The sequence below is a fragment of the Streptomyces sp. NBC_01381 genome, from assembly GCF_026340305.1.
Classification (GTDB): Bacteria; Actinomycetota; Actinomycetes; order Streptomycetales; family Streptomycetaceae; genus Streptomyces.
Genome location: NZ_JAPEPI010000001.1, coordinates 1,529,609 through 1,552,682, shown reverse-complemented (window position 1 = coordinate 1,552,682; position 23,074 = coordinate 1,529,609). Strand labels below are relative to the sequence as shown.

Below are 23,074 nucleotides of genomic sequence, written 5' to 3'. Positions count from 1 at the left end.
GCGGCTAGATCGGCACCTCCCAGCCACCCTCGAATGCTTATGCGAATCCATGTCCGCCATCTTTGACGTTGTTGTCAGTGGGTCCGTCTAGGCTCATGAGCACTGTCATACGAGCAGGTGGGGGCGACCAGAAGATGTCTTCGGGCTTCGCAGTCGGACACCTCGTCGAGTTCCAGGGAGGTCCTGGAATCGGACGGGTAGGCGCGATCACCGACGGCTCGCTGCGCGTGGACTTCTTCGAGTCCAGGGCCGAGCACACAGTCGGTTCACAGACCGTGCCCGCAATAGCTTGCCGACGCGTGCGCCTGGAACCGGAGACTCGCGTCTCCCACTACGACCGCAGCACCGGTGAGTGGAAGAATGGCCGCGTAGTGGGAAGGGCTCCTGCCCCGCACGACTATTCCGTGCGATACCCCAACTCCGAACTGGACGATCTAGTCTACGAGGCCGACCTCCGGGTGCGCTGGAACAAGCCAGTAGGCGACCCAATCCAGGTTCTAGTTGTCGGCGGCAACGAATCCGGGCACCTCTACAACGCACGCATCCCCCTGCTGCACAACCTGGTCGCTCAGCGCGCAGCAAGCGCCAGCACCCCGGCCTTCCTGGCAGCCGCCGCCGAAATCTACCCACATCAAGTCCGCGCCGCGCTGACCGTGCTCTCGGACCCGGTCCAGCGGTATCTCCTAGCGGACGAAGTAGGGCTCGGCAAGACAATCGAGGCTGGGTACGTGGGCCTACAGACTCTGATTGATAACCCGCAGGCACGCGTCGTCTTCCTCGTCCCCGATGCGCTGCGTCTCCAGTGGTTGGCCGAACTGCGTACGAAGTTCTTCACCGATGACTTCCGTCCGCGTGTAAAGGTCATCTCGCACGACAGCCCCGAAGTCTGGGAGCGCCACCACGATAGTGATCTCGTCGTAGTCGACGAAGCCCACCAACTGGTCCAAGACCGCGATAACACGGACCCGACCTACCGGGCACTGTGCGAACTGGCCCACTCCGCATCGAAGCTCCTGCTGCTGTCCGCCACGCCAGTCACTTCGAGCCACACCACGCACCTGGGGCTCCTGCACCTGCTTGATGCCGATATGTACAAGTGGAGTGACCTAGAACGATTCGCCCAGCGGTACAACGACCGGGCCGAGTTGGCAAACCACGTCCTTGGTCTCAACGCGGACTTCCACCCGCTTCTGCCTTCCACCATCGACATCATCAAGGCGATGCTGCCCCCGGAAGACACGCGCTTCGACGAGCTTGCGGCCCACGTGCTCGGTCTCCTCGACCCCGAGGGGGACCTCCGCGACGGAACAGAGTTGCAAGAACTCACAACACGAGTCACAGAGCTCCGGGCGCACATCAGCGAGACCTACCGACTCCACCGCCGCGTCATCAGGCACCGCAGGTCACGTGTACTGAACCGCAACGACGATTCAGCCGGCATCCCATACGAAGTACGCGGCCGCACCGAGCCGACTCGGCTGTCAGCCGAGTCGTACGGCCCAGCCGCGGACAACCTCTTGGAGTGGCAGACACAGTTGTGGGGGCACCTCCTCGATGAGGGCCTTGATCGTGAGCGCGACTCCTACGCCCTCGCACTCGCTGTGCTCGCGTCCCGACTCGGTGGCACATCCGCCGACTATCTCGACGCACTTCGATGGCGGGTCCATCGTGACGAAGACGCCGCTCAGCGTGCTGGCCTGAGCTCCCGCGAGCGGGACCACCTCGCGAACCCACCCGTCGCACCCCACGAGTCCGAGAGTCTGCAAAGCCTTGAATCACAGATCGCAGAGGGTCACTGGGCCACCGAAATCGACGACCTCATCACTACCCTCCTGCCAGCACTGAGCAGGCGCGGACGCACCATCGCCTTCTGCGGCCCAGGAACACTCGCATCGAAACTCACCGAACGCCTGCGCACACGATTCCCAAAGGTCGCCTTCTTCGAGCACACCCGTAGCGCGGGGTCTGAAGCGTCTGAAGATGCCATCACGGCATGGCGAGGGCACGCCGCCAAGGATGGGGCTGCCGTGCTCATCACGGACGATTCCGCGGAGGATGGCCTGAACCTCCAGGTTGCCCAGCGGGTGATCCACGTGCGGCTGCCGTGGTCGCCCAACCAACTCGAGCAGCGCATCGGTCGCACGGACCGCTACGTCGAATCCCGCGAGCAGCGTCAGAAGCCGAACCAGTTCGTACTCACGGACGCCGAGGCCCACACCGAGGCATGGCTGTCGTTGCTCATCCATGGGTACCGGGTCTTTGCTGAGAATGAGTCGGTGTCCACGCTGCAGGACGCCATCGCGCAGGGGCTTGCTGATGTCTGGGCGCAAGCACTTGAGCACGGGCCCGAAGGACTGGTCGATTTCACCGAGACCGTCCAGGAGCAGCTCGACAAGGCTCGCCGCGAGATCGACAAGATGGACACTCTCGAGACGGTCTTTGACGCGTCCCCCCACGACATCGACTTCGCCGAGCAACTCGCAACGTTCGAAGCCGACTGGGGCTCTACGCGTGCGGCCATGCTCGGGTTCACCGGGCGCGATGGCTCTCTGGGAATCAAACTGCGCCACACCGAGCGCAAGTTGAACGGCGTCATGTGCGAGGTGTTCGACATCAGGTCACGGACCCTCATCTCTCCGCATCTCTACGACCGCAAGAGCCTCACAGCGGAGACCGCCACGGGCACCTTCAGCCGGTCCGAAGCCCTGAAGGCGCCCGGCACTCGCCTGTTCCGCATCGGGAACCCGCTCGTCGACACGCTCGCGAACGTCGTTTGGTGCGACGACCGCGGCCAGGCGACAGCCTTCTGGCGCGCTGATGCCAGCTACCGCGGGGAGCCGGAGCCCTACTTCGGATTCGACTTTGTCGTCGAAGCCGATATCGCCTCGGCGCTCAAGCTGGCGCTGCCTCTCGTGGCCAACCCCCGTGACGCGGAGGAGGCATTGAGGCGCCAGGCTGAGCAACTCCTCCCGTCTTTCACGCTGAAGGTCTGGGTGCCGGCTGGGGCCTCCGAGGCGCTGCCCGACGGAGCCACCCGGGCCTGGCTCGATGCCCCCTACGGTGCTGGGGACCACAATTACAACCCTGGAAACATCCACGAGTTGATGGACCTGTTCGACGGGCAGCCTGGCTATGAAGCATCTGCTCGTGGCGCGGAGACCATCGCCCGAGCGGAGCTCCGACACGTAACCGATCTGGCCAAAAAGTGCGAGCAAGCCCAAAAACTGGGCCGGGAGCGCCTCACCGTAATGCGAGTGCAGGCGGAAGCCCGCCGAGCAGCAGGTCGGCTCCTGGGAGACGGAGAGAGCTACCGGGTCGACGTCGCCATCACGGAGGCGCTGGTGCAGGGCCTGAGCGATCCGAGGATTCAGCTCGTATCCGCAACATGCCTGCTGAAGACGGGGCTCAGGAGGGTCCGTCGTGGCAACTGACGCTTGGACCGGTGCTAGCACTCTCTTCAAGTTTCTGTCAGAGCACCGTGACCTTCAGCAGCTACCTGAGGACCCCGATGCGAGGGGGACGCTGCGCAGGCTTCGTGATGCCTTGGCCGGCGAACTCAGCGGGTGGCGCGACATCGCCTCACTGACTCGACAGATCCTCCTTGAAGCGCAAGCTCGAGAGAACACGACCGGCTTTACCGTGCCTCTCCTTCCGCGCTTGCCCTCTCGTGAGCAGTGGGAGGAGATGCGCTGCCAGACTGGGCTGCGCAACGGCGGCTCGCACTTGTATGTGACGGCCCTGCCATGGCATCCGCCGGTCACCGGCGACGTGTCCCACAGTGCGGCTCAAGAGGATCTTCGCCAGATCCATCTCGGTCTGGACTCGCCGCACCGTCGCAAACTGGAGTCGTATCCAGCCGATCCATTCTTCACAGCCGCCCTCGGCGGAGATCACGGTCACTATGTGTCGACTGGGCAACGGCAAGCTGCCAGGGCTGTGGCTCTTGCTGAGCCAGGGAGCACCACGATCATCTGCCTTCCAACCGGGCACGGCAAGACGGCGGTGGCAATGGCGCCCGCCCTCCTGTCGAGCACGGGTAGCGGCGTATCCGTGGTCGTAGTCCCGACTAGTGTTCTCGCTGCAGATTTGGAGCGACGCACCTTCGAGATCGTCGAGCAGCAGGGCAATCACAGTCCCACGGGCCGATACGCATATACCAGCGGGCTCCCACTCGAAACTCAACGGACGATGAGGGAGGACATCGCTGCAGGCCGTCAGAGGCTTGTCTTCACATCCCCTGAGTCGCTCATGGGGAGCTTGAAGAAGCCGTTGGAGGACGCGGCCGAGGCAGGCTTGCTCCAGTACTTCGTTATCGACGAGGCGCACCTTGTCGAGCAATGGGGCAACAGCTTCCGCACCGAATTTCAAACGATGGCAAGCCACCGTCGCATCTGGCTCAGCAAGGCCCCGCCGGGTCGCCAGCCCATCACTGTTGCGATGAGTGCAACGCTCACAGCCCAGCAGGTAGAGACCCTGGACGTGCTGTTCGCTTCTCCACAACGGGCGAGGATCGTGTGGGCGTCCCAACTTCGCCATGAGCCGAGCTATTACATCGACACCTGCCGCAGCGAGAAGGCCCGGGAAGCAGCAGTCCTCGAAGCCGTCTCGTACCTGCCGAAGCCCATGATCGTCTACACGACCAAAGTAGAACATGCTCAGGAGTGGGCAGGCCGGCTGCACGCTCACGGACTGCACCGGGTAGCTCACGTAACCGGTGACTCCACTGAACCTGAGCGCCGCCAAGCCTTGGAAGGCTGGAGCGGTAGGACAGGGGAAGGCGCCAAGAAGGCGACTCAATACGACATCGTCGTTGGCACCTCAGCATTCGGCCTGGGCGTTGACCTCGACGATGTCAAGACAATCGTGCATGCATGCCTACCTGAAACAGTGGATCGCTACTACCAAGAGGTCGGCCGAGCGGGACGTGACGGCAGCCCTTCAATCGCGTATCTAGCTACTACGCGCGGGGACGAAGAGATTGCCGATTACATGAGCGACGAGGTGGTCATCGGTGCCCCTCGCGCTTGGCAGCGGTGGGAAGCGATGTTCCATGACAGGACCATGGTTCACAACCACCACCGTGTCAGCCTCGACTCCTTCCCTCCTGACATGAATGAGGGCTTCCAACAGAACCGGCAATGGAACATTCGGATCCTCAACCTCATGGTGCGTGCCGGTCTCGTGGCCGTTCATCCACCACAGCGACCGACAAGGGCGACGGGCGAGCACGACGTTGATTGGACGGCGCGCCTAGAGCAGTACTACGTAACAGCCAATGACTACGCAGAAGTTGAGCTCCTCGATTCTCAGGCCAGAAGCAAGGGTCACTTCTATGCCCGTTTCGAGGATGAGCGGCAAAAGCTGCTACAGGGTCGAACATCAGCACTGCGCGAACTCAAGGCCGCGCTGAGAGGCAATCAATGCATCGGCGATGTCCTGGGGGCGTACTACCGCATCCCCCACAGCGGAGGGCATCGCCGTACGGGGATCACCTGTCGAGGCTGCCCTCACTGCCGGGCCACATCCCAACTGACTCCCACTGGCTTCTATCGACTCGCAGGGGAGCCACGCCCTCTGTTGCCAGCCGTTGAGAACCACAGGCGTCTGCCTCTGACCGAGTACTTCGGAGATCGCCACTGCTTGAGCCTGTGGTGGCGGGATGCCGATGATCACGCCCTTGCTGGTCGTTTGGTGGAGAGTTTGGTTCGCCGCGGAGCGGTCGTGGTCGGAGGGCCAGGCATGGATGTCCGCCTCATGGGCCAACTGCAGACAACAGCGCGGACTCGGACCGTGATCATTGACGACGACGGCGCCCTACTGGAGAACTGGCGTGGGCCAGTGGTCTGGATGGTGGCTCCTCATACAGCGAGTCTGGGACCAGAGGTTGCGACGCGCTTCGCGTGGGATGTGCCGACCTACTTGATCCATCCCCGGACCATGCATCATCCGGACCGTCCAGGTACGCCGCTCGTGGATGTCCATCCGGCAAACCTGTCGATCCGCCGCGCTTTGGAGGAACTCTGATGACGCTCCTGAACGTAGAGGCAGCCATTCCGTCACAGACGTGGGCTGTGGTGCGTCTCCTCACCTACCTCGGGAAGAGCATTGCTCTTGACGAGGCGCGGGCGTTGCTCAGTCCTCCGCCTCTGGGAGCCGACGAGGCGAAGCCAAGGCCGCCTTTCGACAGTGCACTCAGCTCCCTCCAAGACTTGGGCTTGGTGCACGTTGACAAGGAAAGCAAGGAGTTGTCCCTTGCCAGCGAAGCCAAGGGTCTAGCCAACAGTGATGACCTTCATACCTACACCTACATCCTGCGCCGAGCGGTCCTCGATGCCGAATTCAACAAGGAGTTGGGAGCTGACAACGAAATCACCGGCCCCCGTGACTTGACACGTGCGCTTGCCTGGTTCCTGATGCACGATCCTATGGAGCCCGCAATCGACTGGCTCACCGCACAGGATCTCGTGGATAAACCGGACGGAAAAGACCGAAAGCTCCTTCGGCCGGAGATCCGTAACCTCTTCACCAACGCCACGCGGTGGAACCGTTTTGGCCATTGGGCACCCGCACTGGGCTTCGCTGCTGCCCCGCTCTTTCGCACTGAGGGTGTCAGCCCACTGGTACCCGACTGCACCGTGGCTGTGAAGCACACAGTGAGCGGTCTATGGCAACCGGGACAGCGCATCAACGCCGTTGAGGCCTTGCAGGTTTTGCGCGAGAACCTGCCTGTACTGCCGGGGGGCTCGCATTCACTCTCGGTCGGGATCCCCACCCCTGGTGAGAACGTGGCAGGCACGGCTCTCTCCTTCGCCTTGCTCCGCGGCGACGATGAGAAGTGGATCCGCCTGGACCACGACGATGACGCCCGGCAGATCCTTCACGTGCACGATCCAGATCGGCCGGCCAGCCCTCGGCCCGTCAGCGATATCACCATCTTGGAGGCCGACCATGGCTGACTTCCGCGGAATGCTCTGCTGGGAGCCAGCAGTGGCCGCCGCCACCATCAACACCGAGGCGGTCAGCCCATCCAGGGAAGTCTTCCTGGCTACCCATGCCCCGCTGCGCATCAAACGAGCCCGGATCATGGATGAGAGGCAACTCCTCCTCGAAGGTGAGGCGATCAACGAGGAGGAAGTACTCCAAGACTTCATGGCGCTCCGCCCGGACAGCGGCGCCTTGCTCATGCCGATCGTTGGCGACTCAGGCTCGGGCAAGTCGCACCTGGTCCGATGGGTACGTGAGCGACTTGCGTCGATGGCCGAAGGGGCTGACGAGCGCGAGGTCATCTACCTCGAGAAGTCCAAGACCAGCCTCAAGGCGGTCATCAGCACGCTCATCGCGAAAGCAGAGAGCAGTGACCTGGCCCAGCTCAAAGAAGACATCAACAGGTTCACTGAGGACATCGACGAGGAGTCCTTGGCGAGGCGCATCCTCAATGAGCTAAGCGAGGCACTCGAAGCGACCTCACCCAATACAGAGTCGCGACCTCTGGCTCGCATGCTCGTGGGCCCCGGCAAGTTGGCTGCACTCCTCCTCGACCCTCATGTCCGCGCCGAGCTGCTCGCGCCGGGGAAGTTTGTTCCGGAACTGGCCCACCAGCTCATTCATAATCGCCAGGCCGGGCAGACGGACCGCCCCGAAGGCTTCAGTGTCAGTGACCTCCCGCTAGACATCCGCGACATCCAATCCGCATCGGGTATGGCCCAGAAGCTGCTCGGCACCATCAGCACCCGAGGCGACCTTCAATCCATCGCGGTAGACCTGCTCAATAGCCACCTTGAAGCTGCCATCAAGAGTGCTGCCAATCTGGGCGCTGGCCGGCTCCTTGACGCCATGAAGCAGGTGCGGGAGGAGTACCACCGACAGGGCAAAGAGATCGTTCTGCTGATCGAGGACTTCGCCCTCATCCAAGGTGTCCAACGGGACCTCCTTGACGCCGTGGTGGAAGCCGCCAACCGTGAGGGGAAGACGACTCTCGCCCCCATCCGCAGCCTCATGGCTGTGACCACGGGATACTTCCAGTCCTTGCCAGAGACAGCCCTGACCCGCCTGCAGGCCGCCACCGGCTACGTCTACCACCTGGATGTCCCCTTCAGCGCAGCGGAGCCGGGGCGCTCAGAGATCGCCTCGTTCGTTGGCCGCTATCTGAACGCTGGACGCGTCGGCCGCGAAGCATTGGAGCGCGCCAAGAACGACATCCCCAACAAGTGCACAAATTGCCCCCTGCGGGCAGAGTGCCATGAGGCCTTCGGAGCGACCGCAGACGGTTACGGCCTATACCCGTTCAACGAGTCTGCTCTGGTGCGGGCCGTTCACTCGACCGCACCGCAGGAAAAGCCCTGGTCCTTCAACCCGCGCACCGTGCTGGGGAGTGTCGTGCGGCCAGTCTTGACTGAACACTCAGGCGCCATTCGGCAAGGGGAATTCCCTGACCCCAGTTTCAGGCAGCGGTTCCGACCAACCAAGGTCGACAAGCCCCTCAGCCGTGATGTACGAAACTTCGTGGCCGAGAACGATCACAACCCAGACTCGATGGAGCGACGTAACCTCGTTCTCGAGTTCTGGGGAGACGCTCCCGAGCACGCCAACAGCCTCCACCCCACCATTTTGGATGCCTTCGCGCTACAGCCGCTGGACGGCGGGCACCAACCTGGTCGATCTGCCCCAGCAACTGCTCCGGGGCAGACTGGAACCAGCGCATCGAGGCCTGAAGCCACGCCGGCCAAGCGAGACGAACTCCCCACCGGAGTCCAGCGAATGCTGGAGACGGTTGACGAGTGGCTTACCCGTGATGGAGGGCTGGACACAGCAACCGCCAACAAGATCCGAAGCGCCGTTTCAACCGCTGTGGTGCAGCGATACCTGTGGAACTCACCGCTGATGCGGGAGCAGGCCGTTACCGACATCAGGAGGGCGGCCTGGCCGCCCAAGGCAACGGTCGTTTCAATCGAGGGCGCAAAGGAGAACCTACCCGGGGTCGAGAACGCGCCCATCACGTTCTCCCGCCGGCCTAAGGACAGTTGGTTCTTCGACAGCTTGCTGAGGGCAGAACGAAACCTGCCAGCGCGGGCCGAAGACATTCGCAGGTTGGCCACGCTGGCAGACAAGCATCAACCTGACCTCACCTCACGGCTGCAGCGGCACATGGAGGTCTCCGATGACCACCTGGTCATCGGATTCCGAGCGTCTTTGCTCGGGGCGGCACTGGCAGGCCGAGCACGACCAGGCATGCCCGCGGCTCAACTCATTGCAGCCGCCCTCGACGATGGCCAAGAGTGGCGCCGAGGGGACAGCCCGCTGCGTACTGTGAAGTGGGTGGACGCGCTTGGGAGCCATCTCAAGGCACGGCCAGAACTCGTGAACCAACTCCAGCATGCCGTGGGGATCGCGCAAGGTCTCGGCGGCGTGAACATGGTTGATGCCGCACGAGTACTCCCATTGCTCAACAAGGCAACTTCCTCGTGGAATTGGGGCGCCGAAGTAGCGGAGCTCCCGAAGTGGGTTCGGCGGGCGGTTACCGGATTTGCATCCTGGCCATCCCTGATCGAGGAGCAACTCGCCCGCCACGAGGAATTGCTCGCCTCGATCCGGGGACGTCACCCCCGAGGCACCACCGGCGTCCAGACCATGGCCGCGATGCGCGATGCGCTGAACGCCGCCCGCGAAGTGGGACTACCTCTGACCGCTGAGCAGACACGCCAATTTGAGACGCTACTGCAACGTGGAGGGGGCGCAACATGGCAGACCATCTCCGCCCTCGAGGACGACTTGGCCAAGGCAGCCGACGAGACACGCGACGCCACCTCGCGTCACAACGCTCGCGTGATCGCCGCCGTCGAGGAACGCGGCGACTCCTTGATGGCGATTCAGCAACTACTCGTTGCAAGCGACGAGTGGCTGGACGCTGCTCTCGCCAGCGCCGAGTCCCGGTCTAGTGGCTCAGCCGGTGACAGTGCTGCAGAAGACGTGGGGCAAATCTGTGTGGAGTGGCAGGCGCTCACGGCTGCCCCGTCCGCCGATGACGACGGGGAGGACTGGTGACCAACTTGTCGGTGTATGACAAGGCCGTACAGCTGCAAAACCGTGCCCGCCAGATCGCTGCAGGCGCTGTCGGGGAGAAGGAGGCGGCTCGGGTTCTGAGCCGCTCGAAGGAACTCCGCTCGGCGCTGACAGAGCTCAGGGCCCAAGTTGAACTGAGCCACCAACTCGCAGGGTTGGGTGCGACACACAAACCGGATCTGTCAGGCATCGACACCGCGCGCACCGCGTTCGAGCGGAAGGCCCTTAACGGGCTGCCCAGTGACACAGTCTTCAACACGGCCAGGAAGAAGGTCCAGGAACTCTCGGGCAATCTCAAGGATGAGAGCGGTGCAGCATGGATCACCTGGTCCACAGCACAGGTCGCTGAACTTCCCCTGGCCCGGATCCCCATGCTTTCGCGCGACGAACGCGAGGCAGCACGCAACCGGGAGAAGGAACTCCGGCAAGCGGTGGCTACCAAGAACCTGTCCAAGTCGGACGTCACCCTCTTCACCAGTACGTACGCCCTCCTCGCGGATTCCCTGCACGACAAGAGTGATCCCCCCAGCGAGCTATTGGAACTTCTTAGGTTGCTGGAGAAGCGACCCAGCCCCACTCTCCGCGACATCACAGACAGCGACATTGCGCTTCTGCGTCAGTTCGAGATGGACATCCACATCACCTTGCAGAGGACGGGCGCGTGACAGAGCAACTCGACGTTGGCTTCGCGAACGAACTCCTGAATGACCTGGAAGATCGCGAACTACCTTTGCTGTCCTGGGGTGTCACGGAGACTGCCCTCTCCCAGGCTGAGGTGATAGAGACCATCGACAGTCTCTTGCACAGTCACGAGGCGGCTCCGGCCAACATGTCAGCTGACGCTGTGCTGGAGGAGTTTCTGCTCCGCGCCTTGCTGTTCGAGGTGCCGGTGCCTGTGACGTCGCCGCCGCGGTATCGCACCCGCTTGGCGGAGTCGCTCAGGCTCACGACTGGGCTCCGACAGCTCTTTGCCCGGGGTGGCTGGGCGCAGGAGGAGCGGCCTGGCTGGTGGCAGCATCAGCGGCGCCTCGTCGCTGACTATCGCCTACATGTAGCGCCGCGACGCTACCCAGACCGAAACATTCCGGCGTCGGACGCTCTCCACGAACTCGCTCAGCTTTCTCACTGGGGTGAGGTGCAAGAGCATGTGGCGGCAGCCCAGGTGCAGGGCCGCAAGCTGGCTCGCTTCCAGTTGGATGCCACGCGCTCCGTGTTCGCCTCGCTCAGCTCTGAGAGGTCCAAGGGGATCATCGTCGGGGCCGGTACGGGTAGCGGCAAGACGCTGTCGTTCTACTTGCCGGCCTTCGCGGCGATGGCGGAACACGCGCATCCCGGTCAGGCAAAGCGCGTTCATACACTGGCGCTCTATCCGCGCAAGGAGCTCCTGCGCGACCAGTTGCGAGAGTCGATCCGGACTGTTGACGACGTCGAGCAGGCGCTGCACGAGAAGCGGCGACGTCCAATCCGAGTGGGTGCGCTCTACGGGGACACCCCGTGGAATGCCCAGGATCGGAGGCTGGAACCGAACTCAGGGCTCGCCACTGCCTGGAAGCGCACTCCCCAAGGCGTCGTATGCCCGTATCTGCCCTGCCCAGACTGTGGCACCGGGGAACTCCAGTGGACCGACGAGGACCGCAAGCGACGTCGTGAGCAGTTGACCTGCACCAGCACCAGGTGCGGCTACACCTTGAAGGATGGGCGTCTGGCGCTCACTAGGGAATCCCTCAAGAAGAACCCGCCCGATTTGCTGTTCACCACTACGGAGATGCTGAACCGCTGTAGCGGCGACAGCTATTTGGAGTGGCTGCTCGGCTGGTGCGGCAGCAAGTCTGCTCCCTCCCTGGTCCTGCTCGATGAGGTCCACACCTATAGCGGTCTCCACGGCGCGCAGGTGGCACTGCTCTTGCGCCGCTGGCGTGAGGCTGCCCGTCGCCCCATGACGTTCGTCGGTCTCTCTGCGACCCTTCGTGACGCGGACAAGTTCTTCGCTCAACTCGTCGGTCTTCGTCCGGCGGATGTCGACCCGATTGAACCAGCCGACGAGGACATGACGTTCGAGGGCCGGGAGTACGCAGTGGCGCTCCGCGGCGATCCGGTGTCGGGAACAAGCCTGCTGTCTACGTCGATCCAAACGGCCATGCTCCATGGCCGCATGCTCGACCTGGACAAGCGGCAATACCTGTACGGCTCCACGGGCTTCTTGTTCACGGATGACCTGGACGTCACCAACCGGTTCTACAACGACCTGCGTGATGCAGAGGGTGGGCAGAACCGGGCAGGCCGCCGTAACGGCCGCAGGCCCGTGCTCGCGGGCCTGCGTTCCTCAGAACGTAACGAGCATGCTGCGCGCTACCTGGACGGTCAGTCGTGGGACATCGCCGAGAAGATCGGGCATGACCTCGACCCCACCCTGCAACTCCACCACCTGCATGTCGGCCGTACGTCCTCTCAGGACGTTGGGGTCGATCACGATGCGAACCTGACCGTGGCGACGGCTTCCCTGGAAGTCGGTTTCAACGACCCACGCGTGGGCCTGGTGCTCCAGCACAAGGCACCCCGTGATGCAGCCGCGTTCATCCAGCGCCGCGGCCGCGCAGGCCGAGAGCGCGGTACAAGGCCGATCACTGTGGTCACGCTCTCGGACTACGGCCGGGACCGACTCGCCTATCAGGCGTACGAGACGCTGTTCGCGCCGCAGGTACCTGCACGAAGCCTGCCGATCGGCAACCGTTTCGTACTCAAGATCCAAGCTACCCAGGCCCTGTTGGACTGGACGAGCCGCAAGCTGCGCTCCAAGAAGCTGTGGGCCGACCCCCGAAAGATCCTCAAAGCCCCTACCGGTCATGCGGTGCGCAGTGAGGACCGGCAAGGTCACGACATGCTGACCTCGCTGCTGCAGGCGATCCTTGATAAGCCTGATCTGCAGGACGAGCTTGCCCAGCACCTGGGGAGGGCTCTGCAGATCAGCGCAGACGAAGTCCAGGCCCTGCTGTGGGAGCAGCCGCGATCGCTGCTGCTGTCCGTCGTGCCCACCGCGCTGCGGCGGCTTCACAGCGACTGGTCGTTCCAGCGCATTGATCCGGGAGCGAAGGAAGGCTCCCTCCTCCCCGAGTTCATTACGCGCTCACTTTTCGAGCCGCTGAACCTGCCCGAGGTCGAACTGCTCCTGCCGTTCAATACGAACGACACGTTGGAGCAGTTGCCGATCGCCAGGGCTCTACGTGAGGCCGTACCAGGGCGCGTCAGCCGGCGATTCGGGCACCGCCGTGATGAGCACCGCACATGGCTCCCAGTTCCGCCAGCCGGCAGCAACGCGCTGCCGCTGACCCAGATCGTGCAGCACGCCGATCCCGAGGGAACCTGGCACCCCGATGGTCACGCACCGGAAGGTCTTCAAGTCTTCCGGCCCACGCAGTTGAAGCTGGAGCAACCAGGCCAGGAAATCTCCGACCGCTCTCAGGGCCTACCCATCTGGGGTACTCAGATCGTTGTGTCCGAGGAGGCGCCGCCGGCCCCGGCGGACATTCCTAACCCGTCGCTCTGGCACGAGCGCGTGCAGGCCGTCCGCTTCGCCACACACGCGGCCGGCAATCCCATCGAGATGCGGCGCATGACCATCGGCGCCAATTGCCAGGTGGCGCTCGAGCGCGGGGAAGTCGAGACACGCAGGATCTCCTACGAACTGCACGGCAAACCGGCTGCGCTCGGCTTCAGGCTGGGTGTCGACGCTGCGCAGATCCTCCTCAGGCCCCTGAACACCTCGGAGCCTGCGGTCAGGAAGTACCTGTCGTCTCCCAAGTGGCGGTCACTCGCGTTCTCGTACACCTTCGCCGAGGACCCGGCGCTTGAGGATGTCGCGAACAAGTTCCAGCGTGCATGGCTTGGCCAGGTCTATCTCACCGCCTTCGCGCTCGAAGGCCTCAAGGGGTCTCGTACTCCCGCGGAAATCCGAGGATCACTCGCAAACGGCGCGTGGACTGGGGAACTGGCACGCATCCTGAGCGTCCTCTACCGCGACAACAGCGACCCCGACCACGCCATCGAGAATGCGCGGCTGATCGACGGGCTCACGGACTTGCTGCGCGACGCACGAGTACTCGCCGCCGTTGACCGTGCGGCGGAACACCTCGTCGATCCGGACATCGCTTCCCGGACTGAAGACCTGGCTCAGCGTGCCTATCGCGACACAGTGGCCGCGGCGATCCTCGTCGCCGCGCAGCGAGCCTGCCCCGACTCACAGGACGGGGACTTGATCGTCGACGTGGCGCCTGGTGCCACCAGCAACGACCCTGCTGTCGTGTGGCTCAGCGAGACCTCCGTAGGGGGCCTGGGCGTTGTAGAGAGCCTGGTGCGCTTCTACGGGGAGGACCCTCGCCGATTCTGGGCGCTTGTCACCAGTGCGTTGGCCCCGAGCGACTACGAGTACGTAGACGCCACACTCACCCAGTTGCTCCGTCACCTGGCCGAAGAGCCTGGAGGAGATGCCGCAGAATCCATGCGCGCATTGCGAGGAGCCGAAGATGCCGAAGCGGGCCAGGAGGCCCTGAACACTCTCCTGGCCGCGTGGGAGCAGTTGGACGGCCGGCCCCGTCGCACTGCGGTTTCAGCATTGTCGACCCGCCTTCTCCGGCCGGGATCCGGACCAGACACTGACGCGCAGGCTCTCGCTATGGTGGACGCGTGGGCGGAACTGGAGAAGAGGCTCGGTGTTGAGGTCGACGCGAACGTCATTGCCTTCGCCGTCGGCGACAAGCAACTGCACATCGGCGGGAACAAGCAACTAACGGCCGACCAGGCCTTCAGCATGCTCTGGCCTCGCGGACGACAAGCTCGCACACAGGATCTCCAGCACTACCAGCCCTATGCCGACGCCCCCGTACTGGACCGCCTCCTCGTGCGCAGGGCTCACAACGACCGTCTGCCCAGGGTGCGTGTCACGGCGAACGACTGGGTCGCGGCCTACGAGAAGGCCATGGCCGACAGCGGTGCCGCTGAACTCGTATGTCCCGCAGGCCAGTCGCAAGCCCTGGCAGAAGCCCTAATCCGAGTGCCAGCAATACCGGTGGACCGTGACGTAATGCGCGTCCATGGCGAGGTCCGTGGCTACTCCAGGCATCGAGATGAGCTCCGCGTACGCGTGGAGTTGCGGGAGGCAACCCAGTGAAGGATCTGACCAGAACCGTGCGCACCGGTGCTCGCACAGGGCTGCGCATCGACTCGATACTGTCCGCTGCCCTGATGGCGGAGATGCTCAACCCGAGCAGCGACTTGTGGTTGGTCTCGCCATGGATCACGGATGTTCAGGTCATCGACAACAGCTACGGCACTTACGACGCGTTCTTCGGTGACGTCCCGCCCAGCGGCTGGCGGCTGTCAGACACACTCCTGCGCATCGCTGAAGCCGGTGCCCGCGTCCACGTGGTCACGCGCCCGGACCCTCACAACGATGCGTTCCTGCGTCGGATCGAGGCCCCAGAACTGGACGGTGTGCATGTCCAGCGCGATCCCGACGTCCACGAGAAGACGTTGTGTGGCCAGGAGTGGATTCTCACCGGGTCGATGAACTACACGGTGCGCGGCATGGCGAAGAACGACGAGTTGGTCCACTACAACGTGGGCGGGCCGGATGCTGGCCAGGCGCGGCTGGACCTGGCACAGCGATGGAGGAGCGGCTCGTGACCCAGACCCAGAATCAGCAGCGAGAAGCCCTCGAAGAGTTCTTGCACCGCTTCTTCGGCCCAGGAAACGGCGTCTGGCCCAATCTTGATCCCGACTACCGCCACAAGGACCGCACGCTGCCGTTCGTCGAGGCTATTCGACGCGGCGACAACGCACCCACGGTCCTTCCGCGCGTGTATACGGACCGTGATCGCTTCGTCGTGTACGTCATTTCCCGGGAGCCTGGCGAGCGAGCCAAGACAGCCGAGTTGATCCGCGCCTTCGCTGGCCCGACGTACATCGCGTATGACGAGCAGGTCGGAATCCAGCCCGCCTGGCTGGACCCTGATGATCCCGTCGAGCAGGCCATCCGCGACTTCGCGGGTGATCGGACCACATTCCGTCTGGAGACGGGGCGCACGCTCGAGCACCGCCGGAACCTGGTCGGGGCACTGGAGTTGATGCAGAGGACCGAGGCACGCCGTCCTCCCAGGATGTGGCGAGTGTCCAAGCCGATCGGCCGGCTCCTCGCAGAGTTCGACGCTTCCCTCTCCGCGGGCGCCGAGGCCGCCTCGAACGTGGTCCTTGACCACCTGGCAGCGGCTGGCGGTGTCACCGCAGCCAACCTCACGAACTTGAGAATCAAGCGGCTTGACCGGCTGGGCCGCAGCGAGGAGATCCTCCAACTCTCTGAACTGCCCGACGCCATCCGGCAGAACCCTCCCCTCCCGGTGAAGGAAGCGATCTTGAACGCCGTGTACGCGGCGTTGGAGGAGCCCCTCGCAGAAGGTGACCTCCCATCGGCACAGGCGAGGCTCGAAGAACGGGGACGGTTCGTCCCAGCCTTGCTGGATGCCGACGCGGGCAAGCTCGGCACAGAAGCCGTCACGGTTCTTCTGATGGCGGCCACCATCCTTGAGGACCTACCTGCGCTGCATCGTCTCGTCGAAGCCATACAGAACAAAGGCCGCGTAGACGAACTGCCCTCACTGATCTGGGACGACGCTCAACGCGTCCTGGCCGAAGGCGACGGCGCGGCGACGCCGCCTGCCGCTGCGGAGCCCGTACCGCAGGTTGCTGAAGACGACGCGTCGGAATCGTTGCCAGCCATCGACTCCTGGCCGGCCTTCCTCGCTGCGGTAGCCGCGGGCAGCCGCGCAGGCAAGTCGGCTGTCGAACAGCGCAGTTGGACTGCATGGTCTCCACCAGCAGTTCATGATGCAGACCTCGCCGGATTCCTGGACGGGCTGGAGAACCAAGCTGCTGAAGAGGCCTGGCGGGCGGTTGGAGCGTTCATTGACGCCGACGGATATGTAGCTCCCGCAGGTCTGACCGCCCATGCATTTATCCGGAACGCGGTCGCGTTCGACCGGTTCGGCCCCGGCGACCTCGCCGCGCTCCAGGCCCTCACAGAGATCGCGCTCCGAACTGGCCCTTCGGCACACACCTACGCCGAACTCCTCGATGAGATCGGCGCCTACAGCAGTCGATGGGTCTCACCTGAACGGGCATCAATTGCGCTGGACTTCGTCGACCGGCTGTTCTTGGTCGCATGCCCGGACGAGGACGCTCGCACCAAGCTCGCATGCAACCTACTGGAGCCGCTCTGCCGGCACCAAGGACGGCTCAACGAAGCCGACTTGGCGTTCGCCAAGCGCCTCTCAGGGGAACTCGGCGTCGGCTTCTCCTGGCAAGAACGGGCCGGCACCGACGACGAGCGTGAACTGTCGCTCTCCGACCTGCCACCCATGAAGGTGCTGCTGTACTCCCTGGACGATGCCGTACTCACGCGCTGCGCCGAGGAGATCAAGCACCTTGCCCCCGCAGTGGACGCAGCAAAGGCTAGCGATTACGTCGGCAGTACTCAGCTTCGGCAGAAGGCACGCTCCGCTGATTTGATCGTTATCGCGACGCGCTGCGCGAAGCACGCCGCGACCGGCTACATCACACAGCACGCCCGTACCGAGCACATTCATTACGCAGACGGCAGCGGCTCGGCATCCATGCTGCGAGCAGCGGTAGCCGGTCTTCGCTCGGCTGCTGTAGGCCGCTAACGCGCTGGTGGTCTCCCCGATACGTTCGGGGAGACCACCAGATAGAACCGCAACGTTTCGGCTACTTGCTGACGAGCGCCTGAAGGTGGGTGCTGAGCTTCCGCACGTCGTTGGTCGTGTTCTGAAGGCCGTTCCAGTTGCGTTCCTCGCCATCCGAGAACTTCCACTTGCCGGACGTCCAGGCCACGTGCTTCTCGAGTCGGCGCAGGGTGGTGCGGAGCTTGTCCCAGTTGATCTGGTCGAAGCGGTCGTTCGTGGTGAGTTGGTCCATGACATAGCCCATGGCCTGGATGCCCACGCCATGGGTCAGCCTCGAGTCCTTGGGAGGCTTGTTCCACGCATCCGGGAAGAGCTTCTCCACTGCCGTCCAGAAGCCCAGAAGGTGCGCCAGCATCGCGTCCTCGTCCCCGGTGCCGTCGTCGGCGTTCCGGTACTTGTACAAGGCGCCCTCGTAGATGCTGTGCTCCAGCATCCTCAGAATGCTGTTGTCCTTGATGTTGCCGGTAGGCGATGTGGGGCTGCTGATCCTTCCGCAGAAGGGGCCGTCCCCCATGTTCAGCATGACCATGATCTTCGCAGCGAGCTGGCGGCGTGCGTACGAGCGCGGCAGCTTGGCGGTGGTTTCCGGCAGGAGTTCGTACACGAGCCCCTTGGGGAGCGGCTTGGTCGAGTTGACCAGGATGAACTGCGACCGCTGCTCTTCCTGAGACGCAATGAAGCCCACAGCCGCGACGGGGAACTCTGCAAGGTCAGCGTCCCTGATGGCCGCGCTGCGCTGCTGGCCGTCCACGAGCCAAGCCGGCTTCTCTTCGTCAGACTGCGACTCATCGACGGGGATGATCAACTCGCCAGGGATGGAGTAGCTCACGCTTCCGCCGCGGACCGCGGGTTCGAACGTGACGCGATCATCGAAGCCGAGAACCAAGGCGTTTGGGAGCATCGCCCCCTCGGACTCAAGGTAGCGGCGGATCGAGCGGATGTGGCTTTGAACCTCAGGCCGCTGGTACCCCTGCAGCTTCTTCTGGCTGTCGCGACGGATGCGCGAGACGGCGGCAAAGTCTTCCAGCTTCTTGCCGTCGACAGCGAAGCAGTAGATCTCCTTGTCGCCTTGGAGCACCTTGAGGGCGGGAACCTTTAGAACGTAGCGGTCTGCCACATCATCTCCTGTTTAAGTTACTTTGAGTGCTATGCGCGATCTGGACGATTATCTGAGCGGCAGCTTGCGCATCTTGGCTTCGAGTACCGTCATGTTATGGAACCCGCGGCGCTTATTGCGTTCAGTTCCGCGGAAGATGACCATGTCGATCTTGTGCTTCTCGCAGAGTTCACACGGGCAGTGCTCCCAAGGACGGTCAACAAGGGTCTCCTTGTAGTCTTCGACCTTCTTTAGCTTCTTTTCGTCACCGATGAGGGCGTGATAGGAGTGCAAGGCGTCGATGACCTCCTGAACTTCGAAGTCCTCATCGGCCGAAAACGCACGCAGCAGTTTGAGGCATTCGCGTTCGGCCTTAATTGCAGCCGACTGCGACACCATGCCCGCCAAGATCAGGCGCTTCAAGGTAGGATTCCCGTCGACCTGGGGAACTCTAATCGCCAGGTATGAGCCGTCGGCGGTGTGATAGTTGTTCTTCTCATCCATGAAGGCTTGTCGGAATGCTGATGTGCTGTCGAAGCTGGTTACGTGATATTTGACGAAACGTTCCATGCTGCCGATACGGGTGATTCCGAGAAGATGGAACCCAACACCGCTCTTGCGGACTTTAGAGATTTCCTCTAGACAGGCCAGGATTTCCGGCGTCTTCAGCGGGACCATGCCACCCAGAGCGATCCGCTTGTAGCCCATCTTCTGGAGTTGTTCGACACTGTCTGCATAACTGGCCGGACTCCACCCCTGCGCCGCACCAACCGGCTCCAGGTGCAGTTTCGAGTCAGCAATCAGGCTATTGTGACTCTTGGTAGCCTCGAAGAACTCATGCGCCAAGTTGAGCGAAATCTCTCGACGCTTCACCCACGTCGGATCAACATCCTTTTCAAGGGCCTTAGGCTGATAGCCAAAGATCACATGGTCGATGCTGACCCCGGAGTTGAATCGGCACTCCGTGTAGTAGTGGAGAACCTCCCCCACCTTGTACGGGGGCTCCTCTTCATTGATGTAGTTGAAGGATCCGCAGTCACCGAGGCTTTCCATCGAGTCAGGTAGCCCGAAAAACTTCTTCACGCCATCTCGGTAGAGCCGGACCCTCTGAGGGGCACTGTACTTCCCTGCCCCCTTAACAGACCCGTCCACAATGGCCTTGCTGACCAGTATCCCGTCGTAGGGCGCCGGCTTCACCGCCTGATGGGCATACAGATCGTCCCTCTGCCGGACTCGCTCATCCGGGTACTCATCATTGATGAAGTCATACCTGGGGTAGATCTGATCTTGGCTATCAGGGAAGTAGAACTTCACGACGCGCTTGTCCTCGACTGGAAGTAGATGCGGATCAGAAGGTTCGAGAGGGTGCTGATGTGACGTGGTGTGTTCTGGAGTTCGTCCCAGGGTGTGTTGAGTTCAGGCCAAGTCCCCTTGGTCCATCGGCAGTGGGGGGCGATGAGCGCCAGCTCGGCCTTGGCCCTCTCGTAGGCCTCAGGCGAGCCCGGTTCCGCGACAGCCAGCACCCGGTCCATAACGCGATCCATCAGGCGCCCCATCGACCGAATACCCACACCGTGCATGAGGCGGCTCTTGGTCGGTGACACACCCCAGGCATCGGGGAAGGTGTCGCGCACCGCGCTCCAGTAGGTGATGAGGATGCTACGGATCGTGGCGGTGTCGACTGTGCTGTTCGAAAGATTCTTGTACGGGAAGAGTGCACCCGACGGCTTCAGAGATTCCTCAATAGCCGAGATCAGGCTGTTGTCCTTCACTACAGCGTTGGACCGCTTGTCCGTGGTGGTTGATGCCTGCTTGATCAGTCCCTTGAAGGGAGAATCAGCGTCCTGGTTCAGCGCGTTCGCCAAGACGGAAGGCAGCTTCTTCGCGGACAGCTTCGTCGGGAGTTTGGTGTGCACCTCAGGGAGGAGCTCCGTCACCAGGTTGCTGGGCAGCGGCGACACTGTGTTAACGCGGAGGAACTGGTCTCGCTGCACCTCAATGTCCTCAGCCACGAAGCCGGCCACCGTGATAGGCAGTTTGGACCTCCGAGTGCGCGCGAGCGCAAGACTGCGCTGCTGTCCATCCACGATGAAGGCGGGCCTGGGTGCAGTTGGCGAATCCGGCAGGGGAATCTCCAACGTCCCGATCGTTGACAGACCGTCCGTGCTGTTCGGCCCGCGGCTCCCCCTGAACCGCACCGAGGTGGGAAGGGCGAGGATGAGCCCGTTGGGAAACAGCACATTCTCGCTGTCGAGGTACTCCAGGATCTGCTTTACGTGCTGCTTCTTCTCCGGCCTCTGATACCCGAACAGCCTGCCCGCCTCGTCCCGAGAGATCCGCGCCACATCGGCCACGCGGTCGATCTCTCCCGCTTCGAGAGCAAACACGTACAGCGGGATGCCCGGATTTTGCTCGATCCGCAGTGCCCTGCGTCTGATGACGTCTTCTGTCACCGCTCCCCCATGGTCTTCTTGTATAGATTCGCAAACCTGCTCTGCTCGCAGGCTTTGCCGTCATCACGCAAGGCCCGCAGTAGCCGCGTGCGTGAGACGCCTGGCAGCTTCGCTGTCTCCCGCTTGATGAAGACGATCACGTCTTCATCCGACATGGGCTCTCGGTTGTACTTCACCGGCTTCGTGGTTGCTGCCGCCCACTCGCTCCACGCCTTCTGCGTGGCTGGTGAGGTGAGCATGCCGTCCTTGGAGTGCTCGAGCCACGACGCAGCCATACGCACGTTCAGGCTCGTCAACGTGCCCCCCAGCGCGCGACTCAGCCCAGCGTCGGACCGGACTCGGTGAACTCCGGGGATCTCACGCAAGCCACCGATGAGCAGCGCCTCACCTCCGAGACCCCCAAGGGTCACAAGTTCTTCTTCCATGGCGCTCGCGTAGACCTCGGACAGAACCATGAGTACCGGGCCTTGCTGACCGAGTTCATGGAGCGTGGATCGGCCGGTTCCCGCTTGGAGGTGCCCCCACCACTGAGTGTTCTCCGTCGCAGAGGTGGCGACGGAGTCGGCGTGCCGTGTGCTGAACGTTGCCGCATAAGCGGGTGCAGTCTGCGTCTTCGGCTCTACCGGCTGCAGGCCCAGCCCTGCCGATGCCACCCACAGCTGAGTCTTGTAACCCGCAGACGCGGCCGCCGCCACGAGTCGGCGAGATCGGGTCCAGTGATCACCGCGGTAGAGCTCCGCGAGCGAGGGCAGGGAGGATCCGCCGCGTGCGGTCGCAGTCTGGATGCGCTTCTGCCAGTTACTGGAGCGTTGCTTCACGCTGCCCTGAGGCAGGTTTCTGGCACTCAGAGCTGGGTCCGGCTGATCGACCTTGCGGTCGGTGCACGTAACCACCAGCGATAGTTGCCTCACGCAGCTCGACTCCCGACAGCGATAACTAGTACTTGGCTGTGGTTACTCTACCTGCCAGTTATCACGCTAGGCTGCACGCGTACACAAGGGCTAACTAGGGAGTACGGCATGGAACGTCCGGCGATCGTTTTGCTGAGCGGCGGTCTGGACTCGACCACGGTTCTGGCCATCGCGAAGGATCAGGGCTACACGCCGTATGCCCTCAGCTTCCGGTACGGGCAGCGCCACAGCGTGGAGCTTGAGGCCGCGAAGCGCGTCGTCGAGGCGCAGGGCGCTGCACGGCACGTCATTGCTGACATTGACCTGCGAGTGTTCGGTGGCTCCGCGCTGACCTCCGACATTGACGTGCCCAAGCACGACTCCCTGGACCACACCGGGGAGGGCGGCGTGCCGATCACTTACGTACCTGCACGCAACACGATCTTCCTCTCGTTCGCTCTGGCGTTCGCCGAAACTGTCAACGCCAGTGACATCTTCACCGGTGTAACTGCCGTCGATTACAGCGGTTACCCCGACTGCCGTCCCGAGTACATGGACGCCTACGCGAAGATGGCCAACCTGGCGACCCGCGCCGGCGTCGAAGGCACGCAGAAGCTCACGATCCACTCGCCGCTCATGGAGATGTCGAAGGCGGACATCGTGCGCGAGGGCCTGCGCCTGGGTGTGGACTACTCCATCACCTCTAGCTGCTACGACCCCGACGAGCAGGGGCGCGCTTGCGGTCACTGCGAGACCTGCCTGCTGCGCCTCAAGGGCTTCGCCGAGGCTGGCTCCACCGACCCCGTGCAGTACCAGGACGCCTGA

The 23,074-nt window shown here is 63.0% G+C and carries 13 protein-coding genes; 9 read left to right on the top strand and 4 right to left on the bottom strand.

Translation table 11 applies throughout. From position 1 onward, the window contains the following. Positions 1–95 precede the first annotated feature (95 nt). Genes dpdE through dpdD form a run of 8 tightly spaced genes read left to right on the top strand, consistent with a single transcriptional unit; the run spans position 96 to position 17,771 of the window. Positions 96–3,431: a protein DpdE gene (gene dpdE / locus OG453_RS07540; protein ID WP_266865752.1), complete on the top strand. Its 3,336-nt coding sequence runs from the start codon at positions 96–98 to the stop codon at positions 3,429–3,431. Next, positions 3,421–6,024 carry a protein DpdF gene (gene dpdF / locus OG453_RS07535; RefSeq protein ID WP_266865750.1) on the top strand — a complete coding sequence of 868 codons (2,604 nt, stop codon included), beginning with the start codon at positions 3,421–3,423 and terminating at the stop codon, positions 6,022–6,024. Before dpdE ends, dpdF begins: the two co-directional genes overlap by 11 nt. Then, positions 6,024–6,956 carry a protein DpdG gene (gene dpdG / locus OG453_RS07530; RefSeq protein ID WP_266865748.1) on the top strand — a complete coding sequence of 311 codons (933 nt, stop codon included), beginning with the start codon at positions 6,024–6,026 and terminating at the stop codon, positions 6,954–6,956. The genes dpdF and dpdG overlap by 1 nt, the downstream gene beginning before the upstream one ends. Then, positions 6,949–10,041, top strand: a complete 3,093-nt coding sequence (dpdH, locus tag OG453_RS07525) for a protein DpdH (protein WP_266865746.1) — start codon at positions 6,949–6,951, stop codon at positions 10,039–10,041. Before dpdG ends, dpdH begins: the two co-directional genes overlap by 8 nt. Then, positions 10,038–10,724 carry a hypothetical protein gene (locus tag OG453_RS07520; protein WP_266865745.1) on the top strand — a complete coding sequence of 229 codons (687 nt, stop codon included), beginning with the start codon at positions 10,038–10,040 and terminating at the stop codon, positions 10,722–10,724. Before dpdH ends, OG453_RS07520 begins: the two co-directional genes overlap by 4 nt. Next, positions 10,721–15,223 (top strand): protein DpdJ, encoded by a 4,503-nt coding sequence (dpdJ, locus tag OG453_RS07515; RefSeq protein WP_266865743.1) that lies wholly within the window; start codon positions 10,721–10,723, stop codon positions 15,221–15,223. The genes OG453_RS07520 and dpdJ overlap by 4 nt, the downstream gene beginning before the upstream one ends. Then, the gene (gene dpdK, locus OG453_RS07510) at positions 15,220–15,738 is read left to right on the top strand and encodes a phospholipase D-like domain-containing protein DpdK (protein WP_266865741.1); all 519 of its coding nucleotides are present in this window, start codon (positions 15,220–15,222) and stop codon (positions 15,736–15,738) included. Before dpdJ ends, dpdK begins: the two co-directional genes overlap by 4 nt. After that, positions 15,735–17,771 carry a protein DpdD gene (dpdD, locus tag OG453_RS07505; protein ID WP_266865739.1) on the top strand — a complete coding sequence of 679 codons (2,037 nt, stop codon included), beginning with the start codon at positions 15,735–15,737 and terminating at the stop codon, positions 17,769–17,771. Before dpdK ends, dpdD begins: the two co-directional genes overlap by 4 nt. 61 nt (positions 17,772–17,832) lie before the next feature. Here the strand turns inward: dpdD and dbpB (OG453_RS07500) are convergent, their stop codons facing one another. The 4 genes from dbpB (OG453_RS07500) to OG453_RS07485 are packed head-to-tail and all read right to left on the bottom strand — an operon-like array spanning position 17,833 to position 22,270. Further along, positions 17,833–18,927: a DGQHR domain-containing protein DpdB gene (gene dbpB, locus OG453_RS07500; protein ID WP_266865738.1), complete on the bottom strand. Its 1,095-nt coding sequence runs from the start codon at positions 18,925–18,927 to the stop codon at positions 17,833–17,835. Between the two features lie 48 nt (positions 18,928–18,975). Further along, positions 18,976–20,220 carry a tRNA-guanine transglycosylase DpdA gene (gene dpdA / locus OG453_RS07495; RefSeq protein WP_266865736.1) on the bottom strand — a complete coding sequence of 415 codons (1,245 nt, stop codon included), beginning with the start codon at positions 20,218–20,220 and terminating at the stop codon, positions 18,976–18,978. After that, the gene (gene dbpB, locus OG453_RS07490; protein ID WP_266865735.1) at positions 20,217–21,359 is read right to left on the bottom strand and encodes a DGQHR domain-containing protein DpdB; all 1,143 of its coding nucleotides are present in this window, start codon (positions 21,357–21,359) and stop codon (positions 20,217–20,219) included. The genes dpdA and dbpB (OG453_RS07490) overlap by 4 nt, the downstream gene beginning before the upstream one ends. After that, a complete protein-coding gene (locus OG453_RS07485) occupies positions 21,356–22,270 on the bottom strand; it encodes a hypothetical protein (RefSeq protein ID WP_266865734.1) in 915 nt (304 codons plus the stop codon). The genes dbpB (OG453_RS07490) and OG453_RS07485 overlap by 4 nt, the downstream gene beginning before the upstream one ends. A gap of 108 nt (positions 22,271–22,378) precedes the next feature. Here OG453_RS07485 and queC point away from each other — a divergent pair, with 108 nt between their 5' ends. Beyond that, positions 22,379–23,074 (top strand): 7-cyano-7-deazaguanine synthase QueC, encoded by a 696-nt coding sequence (queC, locus tag OG453_RS07480; RefSeq protein WP_266865733.1) that lies wholly within the window; start codon positions 22,379–22,381, stop codon positions 23,072–23,074.

Coding starts and splice junctions, on each gene's coding strand:
- dpdE (WP_266865752.1), top strand. CDS start 96: ATGAGCACTGTCATACGAGCAGGTGGGGGCGACCAGAAGATGTCTTCG.
- dpdG (WP_266865748.1), top strand. CDS start 6,024: ATGACGCTCCTGAACGTAGAGGCAGCCATTCCGTCACAGACGTGGGCT.
- dpdH (WP_266865746.1), top strand. CDS start 6,949: ATGGCTGACTTCCGCGGAATGCTCTGCTGGGAGCCAGCAGTGGCCGCC.
- queC (WP_266865733.1), top strand. CDS start 22,379: ATGGAACGTCCGGCGATCGTTTTGCTGAGCGGCGGTCTGGACTCGACC.